General features: G+C 48.2%; 27 protein-coding genes and 1 tRNA gene. 1 reads left to right on the forward strand and 27 read right to left on the reverse strand.

Annotated elements, in window-relative coordinates:
• Positions 1-372 precede the first annotated feature (372 nt).
• Entirely contained in the window at positions 373-996 is a 624-nt protein-coding gene (locus AC6F7T_RS03185) for a glutathione S-transferase N-terminal domain-containing protein (protein WP_500716525.1), read from the forward strand.
• A 7-nt stretch (positions 997-1,003) separates the two neighbouring features.
• Here the strand turns inward: AC6F7T_RS03185 and AC6F7T_RS03190 are convergent, their stop codons facing one another.
• From AC6F7T_RS03190 to AC6F7T_RS03320, 27 genes are all read right to left on the reverse strand, one after another.
• Complete coding sequence (locus AC6F7T_RS03190) at positions 1,004-1,681, reverse strand: DJ-1/PfpI family protein (protein ID WP_500716526.1); 678 nt, start codon at positions 1,679-1,681, stop codon at positions 1,004-1,006.
• A gap of 245 nt (positions 1,682-1,926) precedes the next feature.
• On the reverse strand, positions 1,927-2,442 hold the full coding sequence (locus AC6F7T_RS03195; RefSeq protein WP_500716552.1) for an adenine phosphoribosyltransferase: 516 nt from the start codon (positions 2,440-2,442) through the stop codon (positions 1,927-1,929).
• 23 nt (positions 2,443-2,465) lie between these two features.
• Complete coding sequence (locus AC6F7T_RS03200; protein WP_500716527.1) at positions 2,466-3,425, reverse strand: sigma-70 family RNA polymerase sigma factor; 960 nt, start codon at positions 3,423-3,425, stop codon at positions 2,466-2,468.
• Between the two features lie 37 nt (positions 3,426-3,462).
• The gene (locus AC6F7T_RS03205; protein ID WP_500716528.1) at positions 3,463-4,239 is read right to left on the reverse strand and encodes a peptidoglycan DD-metalloendopeptidase family protein; all 777 of its coding nucleotides are present in this window, start codon (positions 4,237-4,239) and stop codon (positions 3,463-3,465) included.
• Positions 4,240-4,300: 61 nt separating this feature from the next.
• Positions 4,301-4,897 carry a VTT domain-containing protein gene (locus AC6F7T_RS03210; protein ID WP_500716529.1) on the reverse strand — a complete coding sequence of 199 codons (597 nt, stop codon included), beginning with the start codon at positions 4,895-4,897 and terminating at the stop codon, positions 4,301-4,303.
• Positions 4,898-4,918: 21 nt separating this feature from the next.
• On the reverse strand, positions 4,919-5,575 hold the full coding sequence (locus AC6F7T_RS03215) for a protein-L-isoaspartate(D-aspartate) O-methyltransferase (protein ID WP_500716530.1): 657 nt from the start codon (positions 5,573-5,575) through the stop codon (positions 4,919-4,921).
• Positions 5,575-6,333, reverse strand: a complete 759-nt coding sequence (gene surE / locus AC6F7T_RS03220; protein ID WP_500716531.1) for a 5'/3'-nucleotidase SurE — start codon at positions 6,331-6,333, stop codon at positions 5,575-5,577. Before surE ends, AC6F7T_RS03215 begins: the two co-directional genes overlap by 1 nt.
• 19 nt (positions 6,334-6,352) lie before the next feature.
• Positions 6,353-6,712 carry a MerR family transcriptional regulator gene (locus tag AC6F7T_RS03225; RefSeq protein ID WP_500716532.1) on the reverse strand — a complete coding sequence of 120 codons (360 nt, stop codon included), beginning with the start codon at positions 6,710-6,712 and terminating at the stop codon, positions 6,353-6,355.
• Between the two features lie 18 nt (positions 6,713-6,730).
• On the reverse strand, positions 6,731-7,012 hold the full coding sequence (locus AC6F7T_RS03230; RefSeq protein WP_500716533.1) for an integration host factor subunit alpha: 282 nt from the start codon (positions 7,010-7,012) through the stop codon (positions 6,731-6,733).
• Positions 7,013-7,107: 95 nt separating this feature from the next.
• Complete coding sequence (gene pheT / locus AC6F7T_RS03235; protein WP_500716534.1) at positions 7,108-9,519, reverse strand: phenylalanine--tRNA ligase subunit beta; 2,412 nt, start codon at positions 9,517-9,519, stop codon at positions 7,108-7,110.
• Between the two features lie 19 nt (positions 9,520-9,538).
• Positions 9,539-10,558 (reverse strand): phenylalanine--tRNA ligase subunit alpha, encoded by a 1,020-nt coding sequence (gene pheS, locus AC6F7T_RS03240; protein WP_500716536.1) that lies wholly within the window; start codon positions 10,556-10,558, stop codon positions 9,539-9,541.
• A 142-nt stretch (positions 10,559-10,700) separates the two neighbouring features.
• Positions 10,701-11,057, reverse strand: coding sequence for a 50S ribosomal protein L20 (rplT, locus tag AC6F7T_RS03245; protein ID WP_500716537.1), 357 nt, complete (start codon positions 11,055-11,057; stop codon positions 10,701-10,703).
• A gap of 123 nt (positions 11,058-11,180) precedes the next feature.
• Positions 11,181-11,378, reverse strand: coding sequence for a 50S ribosomal protein L35 (gene rpmI / locus AC6F7T_RS03250; protein WP_500716538.1), 198 nt, complete (start codon positions 11,376-11,378; stop codon positions 11,181-11,183).
• A 200-nt stretch (positions 11,379-11,578) separates the two neighbouring features.
• On the reverse strand, positions 11,579-12,091 hold the full coding sequence (gene infC / locus AC6F7T_RS03255) for a translation initiation factor IF-3 (RefSeq protein ID WP_500716553.1): 513 nt from the start codon (positions 12,089-12,091) through the stop codon (positions 11,579-11,581).
• Positions 12,092-12,171: 80 nt separating this feature from the next.
• The gene (thrS, locus tag AC6F7T_RS03260; protein WP_500716539.1) at positions 12,172-14,088 is read right to left on the reverse strand and encodes a threonine--tRNA ligase; all 1,917 of its coding nucleotides are present in this window, start codon (positions 14,086-14,088) and stop codon (positions 12,172-12,174) included.
• A gap of 74 nt (positions 14,089-14,162) precedes the next feature.
• Positions 14,163-14,237, reverse strand: a tRNA-Val gene (locus AC6F7T_RS03265).
• A gap of 53 nt (positions 14,238-14,290) precedes the next feature.
• Positions 14,291-15,298 (reverse strand): SDR family NAD(P)-dependent oxidoreductase, encoded by a 1,008-nt coding sequence (locus AC6F7T_RS03270; RefSeq protein ID WP_500716540.1) that lies wholly within the window; start codon positions 15,296-15,298, stop codon positions 14,291-14,293.
• A gap of 88 nt (positions 15,299-15,386) precedes the next feature.
• On the reverse strand, positions 15,387-15,665 hold the full coding sequence (locus AC6F7T_RS03275) for a helix-hairpin-helix domain-containing protein (RefSeq protein WP_500716541.1): 279 nt from the start codon (positions 15,663-15,665) through the stop codon (positions 15,387-15,389).
• 117 nt (positions 15,666-15,782) lie between these two features.
• Positions 15,783-16,691: an LpxL/LpxP family acyltransferase gene (locus AC6F7T_RS03280; protein ID WP_500716543.1), complete on the reverse strand. Its 909-nt coding sequence runs from the start codon at positions 16,689-16,691 to the stop codon at positions 15,783-15,785.
• Positions 16,692-16,758: 67 nt separating this feature from the next.
• Positions 16,759-18,021 carry an O-antigen ligase family protein gene (locus AC6F7T_RS03285; RefSeq protein ID WP_500716544.1) on the reverse strand — a complete coding sequence of 421 codons (1,263 nt, stop codon included), beginning with the start codon at positions 18,019-18,021 and terminating at the stop codon, positions 16,759-16,761.
• Positions 18,022-18,150: 129 nt separating this feature from the next.
• A complete protein-coding gene (locus tag AC6F7T_RS03290; RefSeq protein WP_500716545.1) occupies positions 18,151-19,257 on the reverse strand; it encodes a glycosyltransferase in 1,107 nt (368 codons plus the stop codon).
• 19 nt (positions 19,258-19,276) lie between these two features.
• Positions 19,277-20,083 (reverse strand): glycosyltransferase family 25 protein, encoded by an 807-nt coding sequence (locus AC6F7T_RS03295; RefSeq protein WP_500716546.1) that lies wholly within the window; start codon positions 20,081-20,083, stop codon positions 19,277-19,279.
• A gap of 12 nt (positions 20,084-20,095) precedes the next feature.
• Positions 20,096-21,136, reverse strand: a complete 1,041-nt coding sequence (locus AC6F7T_RS03300) for a glycosyltransferase (RefSeq protein WP_500716547.1) — start codon at positions 21,134-21,136, stop codon at positions 20,096-20,098.
• Positions 21,133-21,837: a YrbL family protein gene (locus AC6F7T_RS03305; protein WP_500716548.1), complete on the reverse strand. Its 705-nt coding sequence runs from the start codon at positions 21,835-21,837 to the stop codon at positions 21,133-21,135. Before AC6F7T_RS03305 ends, AC6F7T_RS03300 begins: the two co-directional genes overlap by 4 nt.
• Positions 21,834-22,874 carry a glycosyltransferase family protein gene (locus AC6F7T_RS03310; RefSeq protein ID WP_500716549.1) on the reverse strand — a complete coding sequence of 347 codons (1,041 nt, stop codon included), beginning with the start codon at positions 22,872-22,874 and terminating at the stop codon, positions 21,834-21,836. The genes AC6F7T_RS03305 and AC6F7T_RS03310 overlap by 4 nt, the downstream gene beginning before the upstream one ends.
• A gap of 52 nt (positions 22,875-22,926) precedes the next feature.
• The gene (locus tag AC6F7T_RS03315) at positions 22,927-24,057 is read right to left on the reverse strand and encodes a glycosyltransferase (protein ID WP_500716550.1); all 1,131 of its coding nucleotides are present in this window, start codon (positions 24,055-24,057) and stop codon (positions 22,927-22,929) included.
• The coding region (locus tag AC6F7T_RS03320; RefSeq protein WP_500716551.1) for an ELM1/GtrOC1 family putative glycosyltransferase at positions 24,054-24,887 on the reverse strand (834 nt) is incomplete at its 5' end. The genes AC6F7T_RS03315 and AC6F7T_RS03320, both read right to left, overlap by 4 nt.

Raw genomic sequence — 24,887 nt, forward strand, 5'->3', positions numbered from 1 at the left:
AGGCGCCCTGCATCCATACTATCAACCGTCTAGCAAGTGAGTTACATGTTCTTTATCACCGGCATACCGGTCGGTCAAGACGATCCTGCCGCTCAAAATCATTGTCACATGAATGTTATTCACCTTAATTTTCGTGTGCGCCGCCAACCGGCCCAAATATCGCTAAAAAAAGTTTTGAACCAATCAAGTATCCAAACAAATGTTGACCTGAATCATAGCGATTAAGTTCACTGACTCAAGATTGTCAATATTGACTTTTATCGACAGAATCAGTCGAGAAACCATTTAACCCTCTTGGAGAAATGCCAGCCTTGTGGCTGGCTCCAAATGCTCAAAAATTCCTGGATGTAATCTTTGAAAGGACAAACCATTATGTACACGCTTTACACCCTCCCAGGCAGTTGTTCTACCGGAATTGCTGTATTGCTGGAAAAGCTCGGGGTTCCCTATCAACTGATCAAGCGCAATGATGTCGCGGACTATCAATCGATGGTTCCGACCAACCAGGTCCCAGCTTTAAAGAGGGAAGATGGTCAGATCATTACTGAAGGGGCTGCTATCGCACTGTATCTGCTTGAAAAACACGCCAATACCATGCTGCCGGTAGACGTTGAGCAGAGATCCAAGTTCTATCAGTGGTTGAATTTTGATTATTCGACCCTGCACCCGGCCTACGGCAGAATGTTCGCCATTGCCTACAAAATCAAACTCAGTGATGAGGTCAAGGCAGAAACACTGCAGCAGCTTGCAGACGCCGTTTCCAGCTTGTGGGCAATTCTGGATAAGCGACTAGAAACCAGAAAGTTTATTCTCGGAGACCAGCCGACCCACGCCGATTATATGGCCGCTGTGTATTCTAGCTGGAATGCTGGCTTTGCCAATACGAAAATTGAGATGGGGACAAACGTCAAACGTTTTATCGCTGACGTAGCATCACTACCGGAATTTAAAGCTGCTTACGAAAAAGAGCAGGTGGAGTTCAAGAAAACCTTTTAGAATTGAATCATGACAACTTTTCCAGTAATGCCTTGGCTGCTGGTTCAGATGATGCGGGATTCTGACCTGTAATCAGCAGGCCATCAGCAACAACATGGGGATGCCAGTCCTTCGCTTTTGAGTATTTTCCGCCGCACTCCTTGAGCATGTCCTCGACCAGAAAAGGAACTATCTCAGTCAGTCCGACAGCCTCTTCCTCGCTATTGGAGAAACCAGTAACTTTTTTCCCCTGCACCACGGAGGATCCATCTGGAGCTTTAGGGTGCCGTAGCACACCAGGGGCATGGCATACAGCGGCAACCGGTTTGCCCGCGGCAAGCATCACCTCAATCAGAGCGATGGACGCTGCATCTTCGGCTAAGTCCCACAGGGGGCCGTGCCCGCCAGGGTAAAATACGGCGTCATAATCAACTGCGGTGACAGCTGCAAGCACTAGAGTGTTTGCCAGAACAGCCTGTGCAGCAGAATCTGATTTGAAACGATGGGTCGCTTCGGTCTGAAAATCCGGGGCGTCACTCTTGGGGTCAAGTGGCGGTTGGCCGCCATGTGGTGATGCCAGCGTAATTTCAGCCCCTGCGTCTTTGAATACATAGTAAGGTGAAGCAAATTCCTCCAGCCAGAAACCGGTTTTTTCGCCGGTGGTGCCAAGATTCTCGTGTGAAGTCAGGATCATCAATATCTTCATGTTAACTCCATAGATATAAGTGAGCTAATCTTTTGTGATGCGAGGAATCAACCTATCAAAGTTTTTTCCTTCGAGCAAGCCAATGCAGGCTAGCAGTACGTGTTCCCAACCATCGACGGAATCTTCGTGAAAGATGATTTTACCCTCGTAGCGTCAGGCGCTCAATTGGTTATAGAGCGCAGCCATGGTGTCGTATGCAGACATATACATGACAGCGACTTGCGGCAATCCGGTTCCAGCGGCCATCAGAATTTGAGCAGGCTGAAGACTTTCCCGTCGGGCAACTTACTGCGGCCATTGAGAAATTCCAGTTCCGCCAGAAAAGCACATTCAACCAGCTCGGCGCCGGCGCGGTCGAGCAGTTGAATGACCGCGGCCATGGTGCCGCCGGTAGCGAGCAGATCGTCGGCAATAATCACGCGATCCCCACTTTTAAATGCGTCTTCATGGATTTCAAGAACATCGCTGCCATACTCAAGATCGTAGGTCACCCGATGGGTCTTGTAAGGGAGCTTTCCCGACTTGCGGACCAGGGTGATTCCGGTACCCAGCTTGTAAGCCAGTGCTGCTCCGAGGATAAATCCACGGGCCTCTATACCGACAATCTGGTCAATCTTTTCACCAATATAGCGATGAGCGAGCAGATCGATCATGCGCTGATAACTTTTGGCATCGGCCAGTAAAGTGGTCACATCTTTGAAGATGATCCCTTTTTTGGGAAAATCGGGGATATCGCGAATAATATTCTTTAAATCATCCATCATTGTTCTCCCGTAACAGGCGATTAGGGTTCGGACGGTGTTAATTTCTGCTGTGCGGCATTGCGCAGCGTTGTCAGACTCTTGGCCTCAATCTGGCGGATGCGCTCGCGGGTCACCCCGAAAAGCCGGCCGATGGTATCGAGGGTTTGTGGCTCGGAATCATCGAGTCCAAAGCGCATAACCAGAATTTCCCGTTCGGCTTCAGTCAAGTCATCCATCAATTCAAGAACATGGGTAAAAAGATCGACATCCTCGATAGTGCTGGCCGGGTCGACGAGATTTTTGTCCTCAACTGTATCGATGAGGCTGTAGTCGTTGTTATCCCCCATCGGGTGCTCGATAGAATAAGTCTTTCGAAGCAACACCAGCATTTTGTGCACCCGAGCTTCTTCAACCCCCAAGGCAGCGGCGATTTCTGCAACGCCAGGGTCACGATTGAGGGTCTGAACCAGTTCACGAGTAACCTTGACAAGCTTGTTGATTTCATCAGCGACATGCACCGGCAAGCGAATGGTGCGGCTCTGATTAACCAGAGCACGCTCGATCGACTGACGAATCCACCAGGTAGCATAAGTGGAAAATCGACACCCTTTACTAACCTTGAACTTTTCAACGGCCTTGATCAGCCCAATATTCCCTTCCTCAATCAGGTCAAGAAAAGGAAGTCCGCGGTTCATATAACGCTTGGCGATTTTAACAACCAGGCGCAGGTTAGATTCAATCATCCGCGCTCTGGCATCTTCATCACCGAGGGCAATCAATTCAGCCAGTTGACGTTCCTGTGCGGCATTTAACAGCTGACTTTTTTGAATATCCTTGAGATAGAGTTTAATCGCATCGACCGCTGATGTTTCATTGTCAGACTGATATTCCTTCTCTTCTTCCTCATCAGCATCAGTCTCCAGATCGTTTGCATCTACCCCATCATCGGCCAAGACATCCAGCTCTTCCGGCTGGTCCTCTTCTGAATTGTATCTGCTCATCCATGAACTCCTGATTTTTGAAAAGTTTCAACGATCACTAAGGGAGATACAATTGAGGGTTTACCGGCTCCTTTCCTGATCGAACCTCGAAATGTAAACGCGGTTCCCCTCCCGCAGGTGGTGTTCCCGACAGGGCTATTCTGTCACCACGGCTGACAAATGCCCCCTGACTTACCAGGTTACGTTGATTAAATCCGTAAACAGTAAAAAGTTGGTTGTCATGCTGCAAAATCACCAGATGACCGTAGCCACTGACGCCATCACCACTATAAATCACCCGCCCGGCTTCAGCGGCCAGCACGGCAGTCCCCGGCTGTGCCGCGATTTCTATGCCGCGTCCGGCACCTGCCTCTGCAGCCGGACGAAATTGTCGTACAACAGACCCCTTAAGGGGCCAGCTAAATGTCTTTTGCGGTATACTCGCCATCGCGGGCGGAGGCGATGAGGGCGCAGGTGGAGGGCGTGGTGTCAGTACAGGAGCAGAAGGTGGGGATGACGGCGTTGCCGGTGCCGGTGCCGGTGCCGGTGCTGTGCGGGTTGTGGTAGCAGGAACTGGTGATGATGTTACCACCTCGACGCGACGTTGCTGATTTGCCCCCGGAATATACAACCTGGTACCTGCGCGCAACTGCGTAGGGTCAGAAATATTGTTGATGCGGGCCAGATAATCGCTATCGACCCCATAGGTGCGACTGATACGAAAAAGGGTCTGACCCGGTTCGACGGTATGGTAGACCCCGGAATGACAGGCGGCCAAAGCTATCACAACCGTCACAGCTATCAACAAAGCCAATGAGAAGCGGGACAAAGACACTACCACCTTCCTACGGCCAGCAATCAAAAGTAGATCCTCTATTTGTTATCTGCTCCGACGATCAACTGGCCATCCGGACGATAACAACAAAAATCGCAATAAGGATAAAGGCAATTACGGTTAACAGATTGAAGTATTTTTCAATCAATGCACGAGCCGGCTGCCCGATATAATAGAACAGGGTGGCAACCAGATAAAAGCGTAAACCGCGGCCAATCAGTGATGCCAGTATAAATACCGGAAAGTTGATGGCGAAAACACCAGCGGCAATGGTAAAAATTTTGTAGGGGATCGGAGTAAAGCCGGCGGCAAATATAATCCATAAATCGAATTCACTGAACAACTCACCGACACGGGCAAAGCCCACTTCAGTAACACCCGGCACGTACGCATAAAAAAAGACCGCCAATAAATCCCACAATCCCCAGCCAATGGCATAACCAAGAGCCGCCCCCAGCACCGAACCGACCGTGGCAATCAGAGCATAGCGGTAGGACCTCTGCGGCATGGAGAGAGCCAATGCCATGATCAGAACATCCGGGGGACTCGGGAAAAAACTGGCTTCGGTAAAGGCGAGCAGACCCAGCGCCAGTAGCGCATAACGGCTGTTAGCCCAGGTCAGAACCCAGTCATAGAGGCGGCGCACAGATTTTAGCATGACAATGGCTGCAAGGGGGTTTTATGCATTATCCGTTTCCGCCCAGCCAGCTTCGCCAATAAGGGGAACAAAACGACAGCCCATCAACTCTTCGCGCCGGAACTGATCCTCTCCCAGATGGGTTATCCTTATCAAGCTCTGCTGGTTAAATCCACCAACCGGCAAGACCAGCTTGCCCCCTACAGCCAACTGAGCCAGATATTCATGCGGCACGTCCGGTGCGCCGGCGGCGACCAGGATCCCATCGAAAGGGGCCTGATCTTTCCAACCCAGCGTGCCATCGGCAATTTTGATATTGACATTACTTATGTGTAATTGATCGAGGACCTTGCGGGCACGGGCAGCAAGGGCGGGAATACGCTCAATCGAGTAGACGCGCTTAGCCAACATGGCGAGAATGGTTGTCTGATAACCGGAACCGGTACCAATCTCGAGTATCCGTTCTTGACCTTGAAGTTCCAGCGCCGCCGACATAGCGGCAACCATGTAGGGTTGTGAGATAGTCTGCTTATGGCCGATCGGCAGGGAACCATCGGCATAGGCGTGACCACGCAACCCCTCGTCAACAAAAAAGTGGCGCGGCACCTGATTCATCGCATCGATCAGGCGCGAATCATTGATGCCGCGGGCGATGATCTGTTGCTGAACCATTCTGCGTCGAGCGACGGAATAATCCATTACAAAACTCCTCCATCACACAACACCGGCCAATTTTTCAGGGTTTCGCAAAAGCTGTCACTGGTCAGATTGGTGTGCAACGGTGTCACCGAAATAAATCCACGAGACACAGCACAACAATCGGTTCCGGGAATATCTTCAAAACCAACGCTGGACCCTCCAATCCAGTAATATTTGCGTCCGCGGGGATCTTCGTTAACGATGACTGCTTGCCCATAGCGGCGTTTGCCCTGACGAGTAACTTTAACCCCGTGGCAGGGACCGGAAGGAACATTGACATTGAGGAAGGTGTCAGCAGGCAGCCCTTTTTTCACCACTTGTTGGGCTAGCACAATGATAAATCGAGTGGTGGTCAGCAGATCTGCTTCAGAAAATATTTTAGCGTTCAGTGAAACGGCGATCGCCGGTATCCCCATCAATGAAGCTTCCAACGCTGCACTGACGGTCCCGGAATAGGTTATATCGTCGCCCATGTTGCTGCCACTGTTGATGCCGGAAACAACCAGATCCGGGCGCTGCATCATCAAACCGTGAATTCCCAGGTTAACGCAGTCGGTCGGGGTTCCATCAACGGCAAAGATACCGGGTTCAATCTCTTCAGCGCGTAATGGCTGTTCCAGGGTGAGGGCATGCCCAACCGCGCTGCGATTGCGGTCCGGGGCGACAATCACGGCGTCACCCAAGGTCGCCATGGCATCTGCCAGAGCACGCAGCCCGGGAGAATAGACACCATCGTCGTTAGTTACCAGTATCAGCACGTCGCCACTTTTCTCGGTATCATTGATTGTCTAGCAGGGATTGGCGCAACACCAGCAGATCAGTCTTGATTTGAACCAACCGTTGCTGAGCAGTTAGAGATGAGTCTTCACGGGAGGAAACAGATAGATCGAGGGTTTTTTTATGATCAAGCTGATTGCGTGCCCCGGCAATAGTAAAGCCCCGCTGATAAAGAAGATCCTTAATCAGCAGGGCCGTTTCTACGTCCTGCCGGCGATAAAGTCGTTGATTGGAACGGCTTTTAACCGGCTTGAGGCAGGTAAATTCTGTTTCCCAATAGCGTAATACATGGGTTTTGAGATCAAGAAGATCCGCTACCTCACCTATTTTAAAAAACAGTTTGTCGGGTATGTCGGCCACAGCTTCTCTTTAGGGCACTCAGGAAGCTTCGTTGATAGCCGCCTTGAGTACCTGACTCGGCTTGAATGTCAAAATTTTACGGGCAGAAATTTCGATTTCTCCACCGGTTTGCGGATTACGCCCACGGCGGGAGGCTTTTTCTTTAACAACAAAATTGCCAAACCCGGCAATCTTGATTTTCTCACCATCCTCGAGGGTTGACTTCATCAAGTCAAAAACCATCTCGACAATTTCTGCAGATTCTTTTTTTGAGAACCCGGTGGTAAGATAAACATTCTCTATCAAATCGGCTTTAGTCATAAACCCTCCTGCCCACTTTCTAATAAGCTTGGAATCAAGTATCTATTTGATTTCAATAGTTTTGTACCACAGAGGCCAAAACGCCGCAAGTGCTATCAACGAATTTCAGCTGCCAATTTATCACACAGGACCTTGATCATCCGATCATGTGCTTTGCCAACCTCTTCTTCAGTGAGGGTCTTGGCCATATCACGATAGCGGATGCGAACGCCGATGCTTTTTTTCCCTGGTGGAATTCCTTGACCGGCATAAAGGTCAAACAAGGTCAGATCCTCGACGGTTCTAGCCTTATTCTGCCGTAGAATAGCAAGAATTTCAGCTGCCTTGGTATCCTCATCCACCAGCAGGGAGGTATCGCGGCTGACATCGGGAAAACGCGACAGGGGGGTAAAGGATCGACGCGCTACATGGTGGAGAAACAACTCTTCAGCATCGATATCGAGCAGATAGACTGGCTGATCAATATCAAAGGCCGCCAGGGTGCGCGGATGAACTTCGCCCAGATAGCCCAACAGCGCTCCACTTTGCGTCGTCAGGGCACAGGACTTGCCCGGATGCAGATAGGGTTGTGAGGCCGCGGCGTCGAAGCTGCCTTGTTCGAGGCCAAAAGCGCCCAAGATTTCTTCAACAACCCCTTTTAAATCAAAAAAATCAACGTCTGCACCACTCTGCGCCCAGCCCTGCGGATCTTTTCGACCAGTCATGACAGCAACCAGGGATAAGCGCTCTGCGGTTTGCTCGCCCGCTGCGGCAAGAAAAACCGGGCGCAATTCAAACAACCGTAAATCGGTACTGCGATAATTAAGGTTCCTGGTCACGCTTTCCAGAACGCTCGGCACCAGACTGGTACGCATCATCGCCTGCTCTTCGGAAAGAGGATTTAAAATCGGCACCTGATTTCTGCGCACATCGTCATCAGCTAAGGCAATTTTATCAACGGCATTGGCACCGACAAAGGAATAATTGATGGTTTCTGCGAACCCGGCAGCAACCAGCATATCCCGCAGCTTTTTCTGCAGTCGCTGGCGCGCTGGCGGCAATGTCGCATCAACCACACCGATCGGCATACTAACCGGAATCTTGTCGTAACCGTGGAGGCGTGCAATCTCCTCAATCAGATCGATTTCGCGCTCAAGATCGGGCCGGAAACTGGGGATCTTGACGGCAAAGATACCGCTCTTTCCCGCTTGCGTTGTAACTGTCAAACCGATGGATTCAAGGCACCCGGCTACTGTGGCAGCATCCAGAGACAAGTCAAGCAGGCGATTGACACTGACCAAAGCAAGGGATATTTCCCGTTGCGGCAATGATTGCGGATACACATCAACAACACCGGCCAGGATCTCGCCGCCTCCCAGTTCTGCCATCAGGGCAGCGGCCCGATCGAGGGCGACGGGCACCATGTCGATATCGGCACCACGCTCAAAACGGTGCGAGGATTCAGTATGCAGGCCATGACGCTTACTCGTGCGCCGCACCGTAACCGGATTAAAATAAGCCGCTTCCAACAGGATGGTTTCGGTGTCATCCTGAACTTCAGAGTTCAGTCCCCCCATGACCCCCGCCAGCGCAACGGCTTTACGACCATCGCAGATCATCAGATCGTCAGCCGATAGCTGATGTTCCTGCCCGTCCAGTGTTGCGAATGTATCCCCTTCTTGCGCGCATTTAACAACGATACGCCCTTCCTCAACAAAGCGGAAATCAAAAGCATGGAGCGGATGGCCCAACTCCATCATGACGTAGTTGGTCACATCAACAATATTGTTAATTGAACGCATACCAACCGCCTCAAGACGCCGCACCATCCAGTCCGGTGAGGGTCCGATCTTGACCCCACGGATCATGCGCGCGGCATAACGTGGGCAGGCCGCAGTATTTTCGATGGCGACACGAGCGTGAGTCGATATTGCCTCCCTCGCCTCAGCCAGTTTTATCGTCGGTAGCGTCAACTGTTTACCGTATAAAGCGGCAACCTCACGGGCCACACCAATAACGCTAAGGCAATCGGGGCGGTTTGGGGTTAAACCGATTTCAATCTGATAGTCACGCCACCCCATGACATCAAAAACCGGCCGGCCAATCGGCAGATGCACCGGCAGGATCATAATCCCCTCAGATTCTTCAGCCAGCCCCAGTTCTTTTTCTGAACATAACATGCCACAGGAAACCTGACCGCGAATCTTCGATTTCTTGATCTTGAAGTCCCCAGGCAGGACCGTACCCGGTTGTGCCAGCGCCACCAGATCCCCCACCTTGTGGTTGGTCGCACCACAGACCACCGAAACAACCTCGCTACCGGTGTTGACCTGACACAGGGTTAAACGATCGGCTTGCGGATGCGGGTCGACCTGATCAAGTCGGGCGACGATCACTGTCTCCAGGCCGGCACCCAATTCCTTCAGGGAATCAACCTCAAGCCCGGCCATGGTCAGACGATGACATAAATCCTGCGGTGTTGCATCTATCGCAACGAATTCTTTTAACCAGTTATAGGTGACAATCATAACGTTTAGCCCTTTGCGCTTAACTAAACTGCTTCAGAAAGCGTAGATCGTTTTCGAAGAACAGACGCAGGTCACTGACGCCATACTTCAGCATCGCTATTCGCTCGAGGCCCATGCCAAAGGCAAACCCGCTGTATTTTTTTGCATCGTAATTAACCGCAGTAAAAACTTCCGGATCGATCATCCCGCAACCCAGAATCTCAAGCCAGCCGGTACCACCACACACCCGACAGCCGGATCCGCCACAGATAACACAGGCAATATCAACTTCGGCGCTCGGTTCGGTAAAAGGAAAAAACGAGGGGCGAAAACGTACCTGTAACCCGGCACCGAAGTACTCATTAAGAAAATGGGTCAGTATTCCTTTGAGATCGCCAAAAGTCACACGCTCATCGACGAGAAACCCCTCAATCTGATGAAACATCGGACTATGGGTTAAGTCGGAATCACGCCGATAAACGGTTCCCGGAGCGATGATGCGGATCGGGGGCGGCTGTTTAAGCATGGTACGAATCTGTACCGGTGAAGTATGGGTACGCAAAACCAGATCATCGTTGATGTAAAAGGTGTCCTGCATATCCCGGGCGGGATGGTCTTTGGGGATATTGAGGGCTTCAAAATTGTAGAAATCCTTCTCAATTTCAGGACCTTCTTCAACCGAAAAACCAAGGCGGGAGAAAATATCAACTATATCGTCCGTTACCAGAGTGACCGGGTGCAGGCTACCCCTCACTGAGCGTCTCCCAGGCAAAGTCACATCGATGGCTTCTCGACTGAGACGGGCGGAAATTTCCTGATCTTCGAGAAAGCTTAATCGCGTTGCGTAAACCCCTTCAAAAGTGTCTTTAAAGACATTGACCAGACTGCCTACCAGCGGCCGGTCCTCAGCCGATAAATCACGCATCCCTTTCATGATGTCGGTCAGGCTACCCTTTTTACCGAGAACCTGTACCCTCACCGCTTGAAGATCTTTTAGTGATGCAGCATGGTGCAAAGCGGCCAGAGAATCGTGCTGAAGTTGCTGTATACGTTGTTTCATGATGTTGTCCGTACCTAGAGCCACCGCATATCAAAAGCTTTATCCCGAGCTCGACTTCAGCAGGGAAAACGACAAAAAAAGCTTATAAAAAAAGGGAGACAGAGCCTTACACTCGGTCTCCCGGAAATGAACAGCTATTTTTTTACTGCAGACGGGCTTTGGCAGTTTCAGCAATGACGCTGAAAGCCGCCGGATCATTAACCGCAAGATCAGCCATAATTTTGCGATCAAGGGCTATTTCGGCCTGTTTCAAGCCATGGATCAAACGGCTGTAAGACAAACCATTTTCGCGCGCAGCGGCATTAATGCGGGTGATCCACAGGGCACGAAAATCACGCTTTTTAACGCGGCGATCGCGGAACGCATAATTTAAGGCGCGATCGACAGCCTCGGTTGCTGAGCGAAACAATTTACTCCGGGCACCGCGGTACCCTTTCGCCAGCTTGAGAATCTTGTTGCGCCGACGTCTGGCTTTAAAACCTCTTTTTACTCTTGCCATCTCACTTGCTCCTTCATTTTAGATAGGGATTTCGGCATTTGCCGTGGCCGGATCTGCAGGGGGAGATTATCCCCACAGGTCACAACCGTCACTGCGGCAGGCAGTGATGTGCTTCAGTAAAAGTTACAGATAGGGAATCAGTTGACCGATATTTCTCTCATCAGCCTTGTTCACCGTCGTTCCCTGTCTCAAGTTACGCTTGCGTTTGGTTGTTTTCGTGGTAAGGATATGGCTGGTGTAAGCCTTGTTACGGCGAATCTTGCCGGTACCGGTTTTACGGAAGCGCTTGGCGGCACCACGGTTTGTTTTAATTTTTGGCATGGTTCTCTCCTGTTACCGATGTGGCTTCCTGCAGCCACAGAATATTATAGATGCTTTCGCAGAAAGCATTAGTTGGGATGGCTAAGCAAAAAGCGCCAAATGCAAGGCGCGCCATTGTCGAGCAATGAGACGTACTTATGTACGTCGAAGCAGTAAGACGATGGCAGCAACGCAGCAGTTGGTGAGTTTTTGCAACGCAATCATTTTTTAATGGGACCGATCATCATTGTCATGAAGCGCCCCATCTTACTCGGATGTGATTCAATCTGACCAATATCTTTTAATGCTTCAACCGCTTTGTTAAGTTGCATCGCCCCTTGATCAGGGTGGGCATTTTCGCGCCCACGGAACATGATGGTCAACTTAACCTTGTTGCCTTCTTCAAGAAAACGCCGCGCATGTTTCATTTTGAAGAGGAAATCATGATCATCTGTTTTTGGACGCATCTTAACTTCTTTGATCTCAAATTTGACCTGCTTTTTCTTCGTTTCCGATGAACGCTTGGCCTGCTGGTATTTGTACTTGCCATAATCCATGATCCGGCATACAGGAGGTTCTGCCTGTGGTGAGACCTCAACCAGATCCAGACCCTGCTCCCGCGCCAACTCCAACGCCCGGTCAATATCAAGAACTCCTAACTGGCCGCCCTCATCATCAATAACACGCACCTGGCGCGCCCTGATGTCTTCGTTGATGTTCGCTTCTTTGGCTATGACGTGTCTCCTATTCTTGGCAAACTAGCGCATTTACTTACACACAAAAGACCCACATCGGGTCTTTTGTGCAACATTGCTTATTTATATGCCGCCGCTTCTGCAGCAACAAAGGCAGCAAAATCGGTAACACTCAATGGATCAAGGGTACTTCCATCACGGAAGCGCGGTGCAACCGTCTGATCTTCCACTTCCCGATCGCCGATAACCAGCATGTAGGGAATTTTTGCCACCTGTGCTTCACGAATCTTGAAACCCAGTTTCTCGTTACGCAGGTCAAGTTCAACCCGCACGCCGACAGCACGCAACTGATCAAACACCTGCTGCGCGTACTCTGCCTGACGATCCGTCACGTTCAGCACGATGGCTTGTACCGGAGACAACCAGAGGGGGAAACTTCCTGCATAATGTTCGATGAGAACACCGATGAAGCGCTCGATGGAGCCCACAATCACCCGATGCAGCATCACGGGGCGGTGCTTTTCGCCATCCTGGCCCGTATAGGTCAGGTCAAAACGTTCCGGCAGGGTAAAATCGCACTGGATTGTAGCACACTGCCACTCCCTGTCAAGCGCGTCCTTCAGCTTTACGTCAATCTTGGGCCCGTAAAAAGCACCATCACCCTCATTGATCTCATAGGGCTCACCAACATCATCAAGGGCGTTTTTAAGCGCACAGGTTGCCAACTCCCAATCAGCATCGCTACCGATTGACTTTTGCGGACGGGTTGACAACTCCATGGTGTAGTTAAAACCAAAAATACCGGCGACATCACGGACAAAGGACATGACACCTTTGACTTCGGCATCAATCTGATCAGGTCGACAAATGATATGGGCGTCATCCTGGGTAAAACCGCGAACCCGCAACAGACCATGTAAGACACCGGATTTTTCATGGCGATGGACGGTGCCCAGTTCAAAATAACGAATGGGCAGGTTACGGTATGAACGTGGCTTCGCCTTGTAAATGAGCATGTGCGCCAGACAGTTCATCGGCTTGATGCCGTAACCCTGTTCGTCAACTTCAGTGAAATACATGTTTTCCCGATAGTTGTCATAGTGGCCGGACATTTTCCACAGATCGGTTTTGAGCAGCTGTGGTCCGACAACGATATCGTAGCCGCGCTTGAGATGCTCTTTGCGCTCAAAGTCCTCGATGATCGTCCGTAACAGGGCGCCTTTGGGGTGCCAAAGCACCAAACCGCCACCGATGTCTTCGTTAAAAGAAAACAGATCGAGCTCTTTGCCTAACTTACGATGGTCGCGCTTGCGCGCTTCTTCAAGTCGTTCCAGGTGAGTTTTTAAATCTTTTTTATTGAGAAATGCGGTCGCATAGATGCGTTGCAACATGGCATTTTTTTCGTCACCGCGCCAATAGGCACCGGCCAGACTGGTGAGCTTGAAGGCTTTGAAAACACCCGTGCGCGGCACATGCGGCCCACGGCACAGGTCAATAAAGCTGCCCTGCTGGTACAAGGACAGGGTCTCCTGATCAAGATCTTCAATCAACTCAACCTTGTAGTCCTCCCCCTTGGCACGAAACATGGCAATCGCCTTATCGCGGCTCATCACCTTGCGTTCAATCGGCATGTCAGCCCTGGCCAACTCTTCCATTTTGGCTTCAATCAGGGGGAAGTCCTCAGGAACAAATTTTTTGTTCTCGCTGTAAAAGTCGTAATAAAAACCATCCTTGATTGCCGGGCCGATGGTTACCTGTACGTCGTTACCGTACAGTTCCTTGACCGCCTGCGCCATCAGATGCGCACAGGAGTGACGAATCATCTCCAGAGCTTCCGGAGAATTGGGGGTGATGAGCAGCAATTTACCGGATTGCTCCAAAGGGCGGGCTGTGTCGATCAGAACATCATTAAAACGTGCGGCAAGGGTCTGGCGTGCCAGCCCTTCACTGATCGACAGGGCAACATCGTGAGGGGTCACCCCGGCGTCAAAATCCTTGATCGAGCCATCTGGTAGTTCTATCTGAATACTGGCCATCAGTCCCTTCTCCAAAACAAAAAAGGCATCTGCTAGATGCCTTGACTCGGTTGGAATTATCTCGCTGCAGTCGCTGGTAGGCACGGGCGGGATTGAACCGCCGACCCCTACCGTGTCAAGGTAGTGCTCTCCCACTGAGCTACGTGCCTGCAACAACCGAGGCGTCCTTTTAACAAATCACTGCAGAAAAAGTCAAGCGCTTTTATTTCTTATAAAATTCCCGATACCAGGTGACAAAACGCTCAACGCCGACCTCGATCGGAGTTGCCGGCTTAAAGCCGACATCAGCGCTTAAGGCATCAACATCGGCATAGGTCGCCGGTACGTCACCAGGCTGGAGGGGAAGCCAGTTTTTTTGCGCCTCGACTCCCAATTTTTCCTCCAGCACCTTGATCAGATACATCAGCTCCACCGGGTTGTTATTACCGATATTGTAGAGTCGGTATGGTGCCGCACTGGTTCCCGGATCAGGCGTTGCTCCATCCCATTGCGGGTTGGCGGTAGCGGTATGGTCGAGGGTGCGCACGACCCCTTCGACAATATCGTCAATATAGGTGAAATCACGGCGCATCTTGCCGTAGTTGAAGACATCGATCGGCTCACCGGCAAGAATCGCCCGGGTAAACAGAAACAGCGCCATATCGGGGCGGCCCCAGGGGCCGTAGACAGTAAAAAAACGCAGGCCCGTGGTCGGCAAAGCATAAAGATGACTGTAGGTATGAGCCATCAGTTCGTTGGCCTTTTTGCTGGCCGCATAAAGGGACAAGGGGTGATCAACGTTGTCATGCACGGAAAAAGGCATGCTGGTATTGGCGCCATAGACTGAAGAGGACGAGGCGTAAACCAGATGCTCCACGTTAGCATGGCGGCACCCCTCAAGAATATTGATAAATCCCTGCAGATTACTGTCTATATAGGCATGAGGATTGATCAGGGAATAACGCACACCGGCTTGTGCCGCGAGATTAACAACACGGTCAAAACTCTCGGCGCGAAACAGATCGGCAATGCCTTCACGATCGGCCAGATCCGTTTTAACCAACCGGAAGTTCGGCTTATTTTCAATCTGAGTCAATCGGGCGTACTTGAGATTGACATCGTAATAATCGTTGAGGTTGTCCAGACCAACGACCTCATCGCCGCGCTCCAATAGTCGTTGACTCAAATGGAAACCAATAAAACCGGCAGCACCGGTAACCAGAACTTTCATTTGCGCTCCATAAAATGAAAAACGGGTGGGGGGCATTACCCCCACCCGTCAGCGTTGCGTGAGTGGCCGGATAAACAGTTGTATTGACTTACTTGTCTCCAACCGTTAGTTGATCACGAAACTTATCCAGGGTTTTTTCGCCAACACCTTTTACGTTCGTCAACTCATCAATGCTGTCGAATTTTTTCTCTTGTCGATACTCAACAATCTTTTGTGCCGTAGCCGGACCGACACCATTCAATTGGGTTAATTGTTCTACACTAGCCGTGTTAATATTGATTTTTTCCAGACTGAACGCCGGCTGCCCAACAACACACAAAGTGAACACAACCAGACACGCAATAAAAAATCTTTTTACGTTGACCATTATAGCTCTCCTGAATTGAAAAAATGATTGGCCATCACAGGGAGGCCCCCCTCCGCAACGGTGGAACGTTAGCATTTTTGATTAAAACATGAAATATTTTTTTTTATTGATGACAGTTTACTGCAGTTGCTGCCGTCTCAAGTGTTGTTTTACCTTGCGATAGCGCCCGTAAGACCACAGATACTGTGCCGGCACCAACTGCACACATTGCTCAATCTGCTGGTTCAATATTCGGGCGGCCTCCTGCTCATCGCTTGTGTCGAGCCCCTGACCAGCTTCAATCACATGAATTTTATAACCCGCTCCTTTTGGCAGTCGTTCTGCAAAGGTGAAAAACACCGGTGCGCCGGTTTTCCGGATCAGTTTGGATATCAGGGTCATGGTGTTGGCCGGATGATTGAAAAATGGCGCCAACACCCCGCCTTTTTTACCCGGGTCCTGATCAGGCAGAACACCCACCACCTCATTGTTTTTCAGTGCCTTAAATAGAGCCTTAATGCCACTGACCTCTGTCGGCACCAGGTTAGCTCCCTCACGCTCACGCACCTGGCGCATGAAATCGGCCATCGATCTGACCCGTGGTGGGCGATAAAGACTGGTGATGGGAAAATGGATCGACCAATACCAGCCCACCATCTCCCAGGCGCCCAGGTGCGGAGATAAAACGATAACTCCCCTACCCCGTTTCAATGCCTGCTTGATTGTATCAACCCCACCATCATCTTGAACTAGGGGGAGCAGCTTTTCCCGCGGCCAGCACCAGAGGGGGCCCAACTCACAGAAGCCTTTACCCAGATCAATGAGGCTGGTCCTGATTAAGCGATGGCGCTGACCAGGCAAATAATCCGGATAGGCATAGCGGATATTTTCTCTGGTGATTCTCTTGAGAGGATTTGGCAGCAACCACAAGCACCAGCCGATGATGATGCCATAAAGGTGTGCCCACCCAAGAGAGAAACGAGAGAGGAATTGAATAATCGCCCGAAACAGAAAACCAACAACTGGTCGACTTTTAGGTTTTTTCATAAAGTGACACTATGATGTGCGAAATAAAATCCCGGCAAAACAGCTGTGCAATTTCTACACAACGCTTTCATGATTTTAAAGATATCAGTTGGTATCGCCAGATTAATGTCATAATCCCCCCTGAAATAAGATTAAAGACATAGATCCCACTAGAAAAAAACATGTAAGACTCAAAACAATTTACGAACAACCAAAAGCCAAGGTAGAGATAGAAAAAAAACAGAACATCACCAGGGAGGCAACCAGACTGCCAAGCTTTTACCGCAATATACAACATCCAACCGATAAGAGAAAAAAACAATACAAGCCCCAAAAACCCATAACCTACTAAAATATCGAGATAGCTATTATGGAGATGTCCAAACTTTACCCCCAACCCCGATTCATCAACGATGTGCCTTCGAGCGTTCCCTCCCCAACCAACCAAGGGATGTTCTTTAATCCAAGGCCAACTTGCTTGCCATATTTTAACTCGGATACCGATACTCCCCGAGTCAAGAGACTGCAAATCCTTTTCTAAAATATTTTCAAAACTGTGAGATTCAGTTGTCATTCTTCCCTGAATAATATTCGAGAGATTAACTAGTGAAGATAAAGACAGGGCAAATACAGCTACCACTATCACCACAGCCATCCAATTATATTTAATTAATTTTATTTTGTCGCGCCGGCATAAAAGAACGGGGGGAAAAAGCAGAAAGGAAACTATCAGGCCGAACCAAATACCGCGAGTTTGGGTAATCACAACTGCAACGGTACATACAGCAAATGATAAAAACCATAACGGAATTGCAAACCAACGATAAGTTCCTTTAACAGAAAAGAATCTCTTGGTAAAAACCATCAACCCAAGCAAAAGCACACCATACAATAATGCAGCATGCTGGGCGTTGTGCAAACCAAAGTCACGCCGTATGCCCTGAATTCCCAATTCAAAGTCCTGCCACCCTAACCCCGTTAGCCAAGGAATACATAAAGCCCCGATTAAGGACAGAAACCAAACAACATAAATATTTTTGGTTCGGCCTCCTAAGACTACAGCTATCGGAATAAATAAAAACCAGTTGGTCAGGCGATGAATTTTAGGTGAATTCTCTGCCAAAAAAGGATGGTTGACATGAGCCCCCCCCCAAGAAACAAGAGGAAGAACGATAGCGGCAATAAGAAGCCAAGTTGATCCGGACCTCCTTAATTGCCCCCCGTAAAAAAACCAGATGACAAATCCACCAAGCGCAATAAATCGCAGAGAATATTTCCCGATGGGATCGCTTGTCATCGCAAAGAATGCAAAAGAGCAAAGAGCAACCGTAGTTAAATTAGCCAACCACAAGGGTGAGGTAACCAGATCGTTTTGAAACCAGAAAGATTTGAATATTAATTTTAATTTTCGACAAAACACATTTAACACTAGCTTCTTATTATTTAAGGGTTTAAAGAAATCTGGAGCTTTTACAGAATGTCAAAATGTCTCTATCAAGTTCTGGTAAATATCTATGGTTTTTAAAGCAACTATCTCCCACGAAAACAATTCCACGGCCCGCTGTCGACTTTTCTCGCCCATTATTTCCATTTTTGCCCGGTCTTCATATAGTGCCCTTAGCGCAGCCCCTAATTCTTGTGAAGATCCGGGCTTAAACAACAACCCACTGATTCCTTCATCAACAATATAGGGAAGGCCACCGACTCTACTCGCAACAAGGGGTAAGCCACACGCCATAGCCTCGAGACCGGAAATGCTCGTTGCTTCCATCATAGATGGAAGCACAGCCACATTAGAGCCGCGATAAATATTTGGCATCTCTGAGTTAGGTATGGCACCGAGCATATGAAGATTTGTTGAACCAATATTTGGTATCACAATATTTTTAAAATGTTCACGCTCATCACCATCTCCTGCCACAACCAGATGCAAAGATGGCAACGCCATATAATTTGTCGCCTCAGCAAGACAATCGACACCTTTTACCTTATGCAACCTGCCGGAAAACAAAATGATAAAATCTGTATCTAATAAACCAAGATTCTTTCTAAGTGATGATTCCCCTGGAGAAAACTTGTCAACATCCACCCCATTTGACACAAAATGAACAGCTTTTCTGTATCCAATTTCAATGGTTTTATCTACCAGTATCTGGCTTGGGGCGATAACTAAAGAAGCAGCGCGCAACAATTTCAACATTTTTTTTTGTATAGGTGGACCAAAATCAACGCGCTTTAGAAATGAAGAAGTATGGTTCGTAAAAACAACCGGCAGGTTTAAGTTTTTGCAGGCGGCCAATGGGCGCATTCCATGAACATGAACTATATCCACCGCCTTGGAATTCATCAGCGAGCGGATCTTTCTTGAAATTTGCCAATCGTAAACAAAGTGGTTAGTAGCAAGCTGAATTCTATGGATATTGACCCCTTCACGTTCTTCATACTGGGCATTTTTTTTATCTTTAAGACGAGTGACAACATCAACCTGATGCCCAATTCGTGACAATGCCAAAGATAATTCATCAACGTGCGTTTGTATCCCGCCTATGCTTGGAGGAAACTCATTACTGAGCATCAGAATATTCATCTATGACCATTTCTGCTTGCTAAAGTTTCATGCGCTTAGTTTTTCCAGGTTTTCCTTGCGGAAATTCTGCCGGATAAAACTCGGATTTATGTTGAATTTGATAGGCATGCCGTTTCAAACTGCGCCACAGCTTATTGAAGGGGTGCAACCAGTACAACCACCAGGAAACCCGAGACTGGGCGACATTAGATTTTAAGATGTTCGATGGATGTGACATCTCCCAGATCAGATGAGGCTCGACCCCATACAAACGAAGATCATACTCCCAGAAATGATCATAAAATTTATCGATCGGTTCAAATATCGAAGACCCAGCTTTGATGATTTTTTCCATTCCCCGACGATTTAACACATACCCCTGACCACCACACCAGCCACGCTCCGGACGAACAAGCTGGTGTTGTCCGTTCGAGAAGTATTCTACAATTTTCCTTTTTCTAACCTTCAAAGCCATCAGCCGAACCATCTCGACTTTTTCTGGCAAACCAAAAACTTCTTTTACTACGGATTCAAAGGAAGATTCTAATCCAACATCGTCTTCAAGAATACAGACCCTGTAAAATCCTTGTGAATAAGCTCTCTTAATCGCACGCAAATGGGACAGATAACCGCCAACCTCTGAGCTTGTTAATTCGCATAAATGGCGAATTCGTGTAATCTTTTGAGCGACTTGCTCATCAGGAAAAAGGGAAGGAATTTGCTTACGACCATCAACACCTGGAAACAATTCCGGATCAAATCCCCAGTCGCGAAGCTGTTTTAAAAGACAAACAACGTGATCATGTTCAGGATTTAAGGTAATAATCCAGCAGGGGAATAATGCCATATCAAACCCTTTTTAGTGTCGATCTTTTCCTGCAATGTCTGCATAGAACCGGTTATATTGCGAAATAATGACCTGCTTGCTGTAAAACTGTTGATAATGGTCAAAAGCAGCGTCGACTAATTTATCTTTCATTGCGTTGTCGGCCAGCACTGATTTAATCGAATTGGAGAGCAACAAGACATCATCAACGGGAACCAGCAGTCCGGTTTCACCGTCTGTTATAACTTCTCCAGGCCCCTGTGAAGCCGTCGCAACGATCGGACAACGATGAGCCCAGGATTCCATGACAATAGACCCCAATCCTTCATGTCGTGATGGGCAGATAAAAACATCAACGGTCCTCATCAAAGCTGTAACATCATCGCGCCAACCAAGGAAGCGGACTCGTTCGTCAAGCCCAAGATCATGACAAAGCTTCTTGAGATTTTTTTCCTCAGGACCCCCTCCAGCCAGCCATAAAATGACATCCGGGATTGATGTCATCGCCTGCAAAAGGACATCAAAACCCTTATTAACGTGCAACCGACCAGCTGCTAACAACAACGGTAAATCTTTCGGCGTATCAAAGCTGTTGCGTGAAAGAGGCTTAACTTCAGATTCATCGGCAAAATTTGGGATATGAAATACGCGATCAGCCGGCATTCCACCCTGCACCAGATGGTTACAAATTCCTTTAGAAATTCCAACCCAGTAGTCCGCATGACGGTAGTACTTGAGGTTATAATAATGACCCAAACGACAGACCAGTTTATAAGGGCCCCTCGGGGTAAGGCCGCTGGCACGATTCATCCATGTCATGACAATGTTGGGGTTAAATTCGTCGAGTGCCTTGAGGTATCTGCGTCGATCCAAAAAATTCACGATGCCGCCAAAACGAAAGCCTTCCACCTCAACATTTTGTTTTTTTAAGGTGCCTATGCGCTGCTCGTGGTTACGAATAAACGCCTTTTGCTGAAGTTGTCCATCAGTATGAAGGCCTACGACCAAGCGGACAAAAAAGTTTTCAGCCCCTCCCTGGGCGGCACCGGCTAAAACTTGGGCGACCTTGATCATTGAATTTCCTGAGAAACATCAGAGACACCATCATGCAGTAACTCTCCATGATAGCCAGGGAGTACATCCCCCCCACGTTGACTCAATAATAGCTCAATTCGCTCATAGAAATTAGCTATCTTCCGTTCAATCTTTTGCATTTGCCAGGATCTTGGCAAATAACGTAGTGGTATCAATCCGGTGTTCCCCAGCCCGTCTATAACAACCAGACGAATGATCTTTTCAGCATCCTGCTGAACAACAATATTATGCAGGAGAAGGTCCCGCGACGGGACAAGCTCGTGTTTCCATACCTCCAATAGAGACTCAATCGCTGTTTTTAAAGAACCAGTAACACCAAATTCCCAAATGTATTTTTTTAAAGTTTGGGAAATCCGGTGATCAGTGTTTCTAATCAATTCTGAAACCAGACCCTTCCCCATGTCTGTTTCAACGAAACCGTAACAACGGCTGATATGCTGAAAAATGGTTTCGGCATAATGTTTTTTCAATTCACCCATTACCTTGAACTCCTCAAGATTATCGTCAAAGGACGACAAAGGCCTAATTTTTTTGAGAAAGCCCTTTTTCCGACGACGATCTGCCAAAGTAAAGTCGGGGCGCCTTACCTTAATGCACAATTTTGAATCTTCAGGGTGAACATAACAAAGTCTGTTTCCGCCTTGAGCAAAAGGTTTAAGCGGGGACAAAAGCAGATTCATATCATGCTACCATCAAGACGGATATCCCGCGCCCAGACATAGTCATGGCTGAAAGGAATCTGCAGTGATGCTTCCAAAATATACTGGGCATATAATCTGTTATTAATTTCCGCATGAAAAAAACTCCTGGCTGCAGCTGCCCAGTGTTGCCTTTTCTCATCGTCATGCTGGAATTCTCTGATGTTGGCCAGCAAATCATCGCCATCGTTAAAATAGACGACCGTCTCCGGCGGCAGCAATTCATCGAACTTTGGGCCGCAATGGGTAAACTGTAAAATACCATTCCCGGCGAGTTGCGCCATGCGTGCAGAGGAATACCAATAATGGCCTTCCTGACGGTTCAGATTCAAACCCATTTTTGTCTGAGTCAATGTTCTATCGTAGTCACGACCCCATACCGGTGGGTCTCCAAAGCTGCCAAACGTTTTGAAAACCATCTCATCGGCCAGAGCATTTTTTAACTCCCGAACCATTTCCAGGCGTTTTGTGTGTTCATTACTGTTACTGCAGAAAAGCAGGTCAATCGGCAGATCGGTCTTGCGTGAATTGTCCAGACTCTCCACTGCAGGGTCGACCGGGTTGGGCATATGATAAATGCGGGATTCCAACCCTTCAAAAATAGTCAGCTCCCGCCTTCCGGTCGATACAAAAATTGCGTCAACGACTTGGGTCCGATGCTTAATTTTTTCGATATTTTCAGGAACAAATAACGGATCATTGTTGCAGTGGACAATGATCACACCGGGCTTAATCTGTCGTATCTGATTTAATGTCTCATTCTTGATAATATCGCAATGGCCGGCTATCACCAGATCGGGATCAAATGCTTCAACTGTTTCAAGCAACCGTTTATTCGCTTTGCCGACACCTAGATCTCTCAAACCAAGCGGAGCTTCGAAAGCCGCAATATCCCGATCACTGAAGACCTGAACAAAATGATCATTCTTAATCAGGCCATGAGTCAGCTTTTGTGCCCAGCTTACCCGGGTCTTGCCATAACGTCTTAGCTGCTGATACGCAATATGTAACACTCGCATTGTTAGTCACCCGTTCAATTCAATCATACCTAGACAGTAAAACTGGTCAGCCTTATAGCAAAACCTGAGGATTAAAAACAGCCTTATAGGTTCGCCATTCTGCTGCACACATTTTGTCTACAGTATATTTTTCCCATGTAAGTTTTTGTCCAGTTGCTCCCATTTTTACCAAGTCAGGAGACATTAAAGCGGTTCTAAGCTTGGTTGCCAAATCATTAATATCGCCTGGTGTAAATAGCCAACCGCTTTGGCCATCCATAATCGTTTCCAACGATCCTCCGTGGGCTGAGGCAACGACAGGCACTCCCATGGCTTGAGCTTCTACTGCAACTCGTCCAAAAGCCTCAGGCTCCAATGAAGCAGAGACGACTATATCAGAAAGGGCATAAAACGATTCTATATCGGTTCGGTTGCCGACAAAAGTAACCCTGTCCGCCAAGCCTTCAGTTCGAACGATTTCTTTTAACTGCTCAACATAGTGACTTTTTTTTGTTGCACTGCCGACCAAAATTGTCTGCCAAGGCAGGTCTTTAATTTCAACCAGGGCCCGCAAAAACAATTCTTGTCCTTTCCAGCGAGTTAAGCGACCAGGAAGATTTATCACCGGGACGTCAGCCTGTAAAGAAAACTCTGAGTTCAGCAATTTGAGATGTTCAGGGGAAATCAGCCTTCTATCAAATATATTTGGATCAAATCCACGTGGAGCAACGTCAATATGTGACTCAGGCACATCATAATTATCCATTATGTGTTTTTTTATAAACTGACTGATCGCAATAACACGTTCACCACGTACCATCGAGCTGTTGTAAAATTTTTTAAAGCAATTCTGAATACGATGCGTTCCATGGAATGTGGTGATAAATTTTGTCTTTGTTATACGGGTGGCAATGTAAGCAGACCAAGCAGGTGCCCTGGATCGGGCATGAACCAGATCTATTCCTTCTTGACGAATCAAACTGACGAGTTTGAAAGCAGAGTACAAGATAAAGAACGGATTTCTTTGAGCCAACGGCAACAACACATGCTCTGATCCCTGCTGAACTAGCGTTGAAACCATTCTGCCACCCTGGGAAGCTACATAGCTTTGACCACCTTGGGCAACAATATATGCGGCCATTTCGACGGTGCCACGCTCAACCCCACCCTGTTCTAGCGCTGCCGTAACCTGTAATACTTTCATCGGACAACTCTCAATCCACACCTTAATACAGCTTTTTTAATAATATTACCTATATCAATCTTTGCGTTTGCCTTGCCTACTTGTCCGTCGTAAATATGCAGGCATGAATTTAATGCAAGAGCCGAAATCAATTTGTCTGCCTTGGTTTTAGAGGAATTGCTACCACGCAAAGGAAGAACTTCAACGTTCGCCTGACCATAACTCACTGCTTCGCTAATCATTGAGGTTGAATCGGCTGTAATAAAAACATAATCACTGAATTTTAAGAAATCAGCGATCGGATTTACCTGTGAATCTGAATAATATATTGCGTGGTCGAATGTGATTTTTTTGAGGCATTTTTCAACCTCTTTCGAAGTGCGACGCGACGTCGTCAGCCAGAATTTGTGCTCGGACAAATCAGCAATGACATTCTCGATCTGCATTATCAATTGCTGCGAATCTAAAACACCATGAGGACTGTCTCCACCAATGATAAATGCCACATAATGTTGTCCCTGCTGCCCGACAAGATGTCCTTGTGGATCAACATAGGTCAAGTTGATCGGCAACGTCAGAATATTATCCCGTTGAGGGGGAAGATCATGATTCTGCGCGAAAATCAGTTCAAAATCAGTATATCTGTATCCCTTAGGTAACATTACCGCCACTACCGGAATATCATAGGCTCTGCCTATCGTTTTTGCGGCATAGTAGGACTCAGAACCAGCAGCAATCAACACACAATAATCGGCATCGATTGATGACGACAGGGAATAAAGGCAAGAACAATAGATATATAAATGATCCAGCAGATATGAAATTGCTTTGGATAAGCGCCGGCGAAAATG

The sequence above is a fragment of the Pelovirga sp. genome (genome assembly GCF_059864205.1).

Excerpts from the sequence above, each read along its gene's own strand:
- AC6F7T_RS03185 (WP_500716525.1), top strand. The coding sequence starts at position 373 with ATGTACACGCTTTACACCCTCCCAGGCAGTTGTTCTACCGGAATTGCT.
- AC6F7T_RS03190 (WP_500716526.1), bottom strand. The coding sequence starts at position 1,681 with ATGAAGATATTGATGATCCTGACTTCACACGAGAATCTTGGCACCACC.
- AC6F7T_RS03195 (WP_500716552.1), bottom strand. The coding sequence starts at position 2,442 with ATGGATGATTTAAAGAATATTATTCGCGATATCCCCGATTTTCCCAAA.
- AC6F7T_RS03200 (WP_500716527.1), bottom strand. The coding sequence starts at position 3,425 with ATGAGCAGATACAATTCAGAAGAGGACCAGCCGGAAGAGCTGGATGTC.
- AC6F7T_RS03210 (WP_500716529.1), bottom strand. The coding sequence starts at position 4,897 with ATGCTAAAATCTGTGCGCCGCCTCTATGACTGGGTTCTGACCTGGGCT.
- AC6F7T_RS03215 (WP_500716530.1), bottom strand. The coding sequence starts at position 5,575 with ATGGATTATTCCGTCGCTCGACGCAGAATGGTTCAGCAACAGATCATC.
- AC6F7T_RS03230 (WP_500716533.1), bottom strand. The coding sequence starts at position 7,012 with ATGACTAAAGCCGATTTGATAGAGAATGTTTATCTTACCACCGGGTTC.
- pheT (WP_500716534.1), bottom strand. The coding sequence starts at position 9,519 with ATGATTGTCACCTATAACTGGTTAAAAGAATTCGTTGCGATAGATGCA.
- pheS (WP_500716536.1), bottom strand. The coding sequence starts at position 10,558 with ATGAAACAACGTATACAGCAACTTCAGCACGATTCTCTGGCCGCTTTG.
- rplT (WP_500716537.1), bottom strand. The coding sequence starts at position 11,057 with ATGGCAAGAGTAAAAAGAGGTTTTAAAGCCAGACGTCGGCGCAACAAG.
- rpmI (WP_500716538.1), bottom strand. The coding sequence starts at position 11,378 with ATGCCAAAAATTAAAACAAACCGTGGTGCCGCCAAGCGCTTCCGTAAA.
- thrS (WP_500716539.1), bottom strand. The coding sequence starts at position 14,088 with ATGGCCAGTATTCAGATAGAACTACCAGATGGCTCGATCAAGGATTTT.
- AC6F7T_RS03270 (WP_500716540.1), bottom strand. The coding sequence starts at position 15,298 with ATGAAAGTTCTGGTTACCGGTGCTGCCGGTTTTATTGGTTTCCATTTG.
- AC6F7T_RS03275 (WP_500716541.1), bottom strand. The coding sequence starts at position 15,665 with ATGGTCAACGTAAAAAGATTTTTTATTGCGTGTCTGGTTGTGTTCACT.
- AC6F7T_RS03280 (WP_500716543.1), bottom strand. The coding sequence starts at position 16,691 with ATGAAAAAACCTAAAAGTCGACCAGTTGTTGGTTTTCTGTTTCGGGCG.
- AC6F7T_RS03290 (WP_500716545.1), bottom strand. The coding sequence starts at position 19,257 with ATGAATATTCTGATGCTCAGTAATGAGTTTCCTCCAAGCATAGGCGGG.
- AC6F7T_RS03295 (WP_500716546.1), bottom strand. The coding sequence starts at position 20,083 with ATGGCATTATTCCCCTGCTGGATTATTACCTTAAATCCTGAACATGAT.
- AC6F7T_RS03300 (WP_500716547.1), bottom strand. The coding sequence starts at position 21,136 with ATGATCAAGGTCGCCCAAGTTTTAGCCGGTGCCGCCCAGGGAGGGGCT.
- AC6F7T_RS03305 (WP_500716548.1), bottom strand. The coding sequence starts at position 21,837 with ATGAATCTGCTTTTGTCCCCGCTTAAACCTTTTGCTCAAGGCGGAAAC.
- AC6F7T_RS03310 (WP_500716549.1), bottom strand. The coding sequence starts at position 22,874 with ATGCGAGTGTTACATATTGCGTATCAGCAGCTAAGACGTTATGGCAAG.
- AC6F7T_RS03315 (WP_500716550.1), bottom strand. The coding sequence starts at position 24,057 with ATGAAAGTATTACAGGTTACGGCAGCGCTAGAACAGGGTGGGGTTGAG.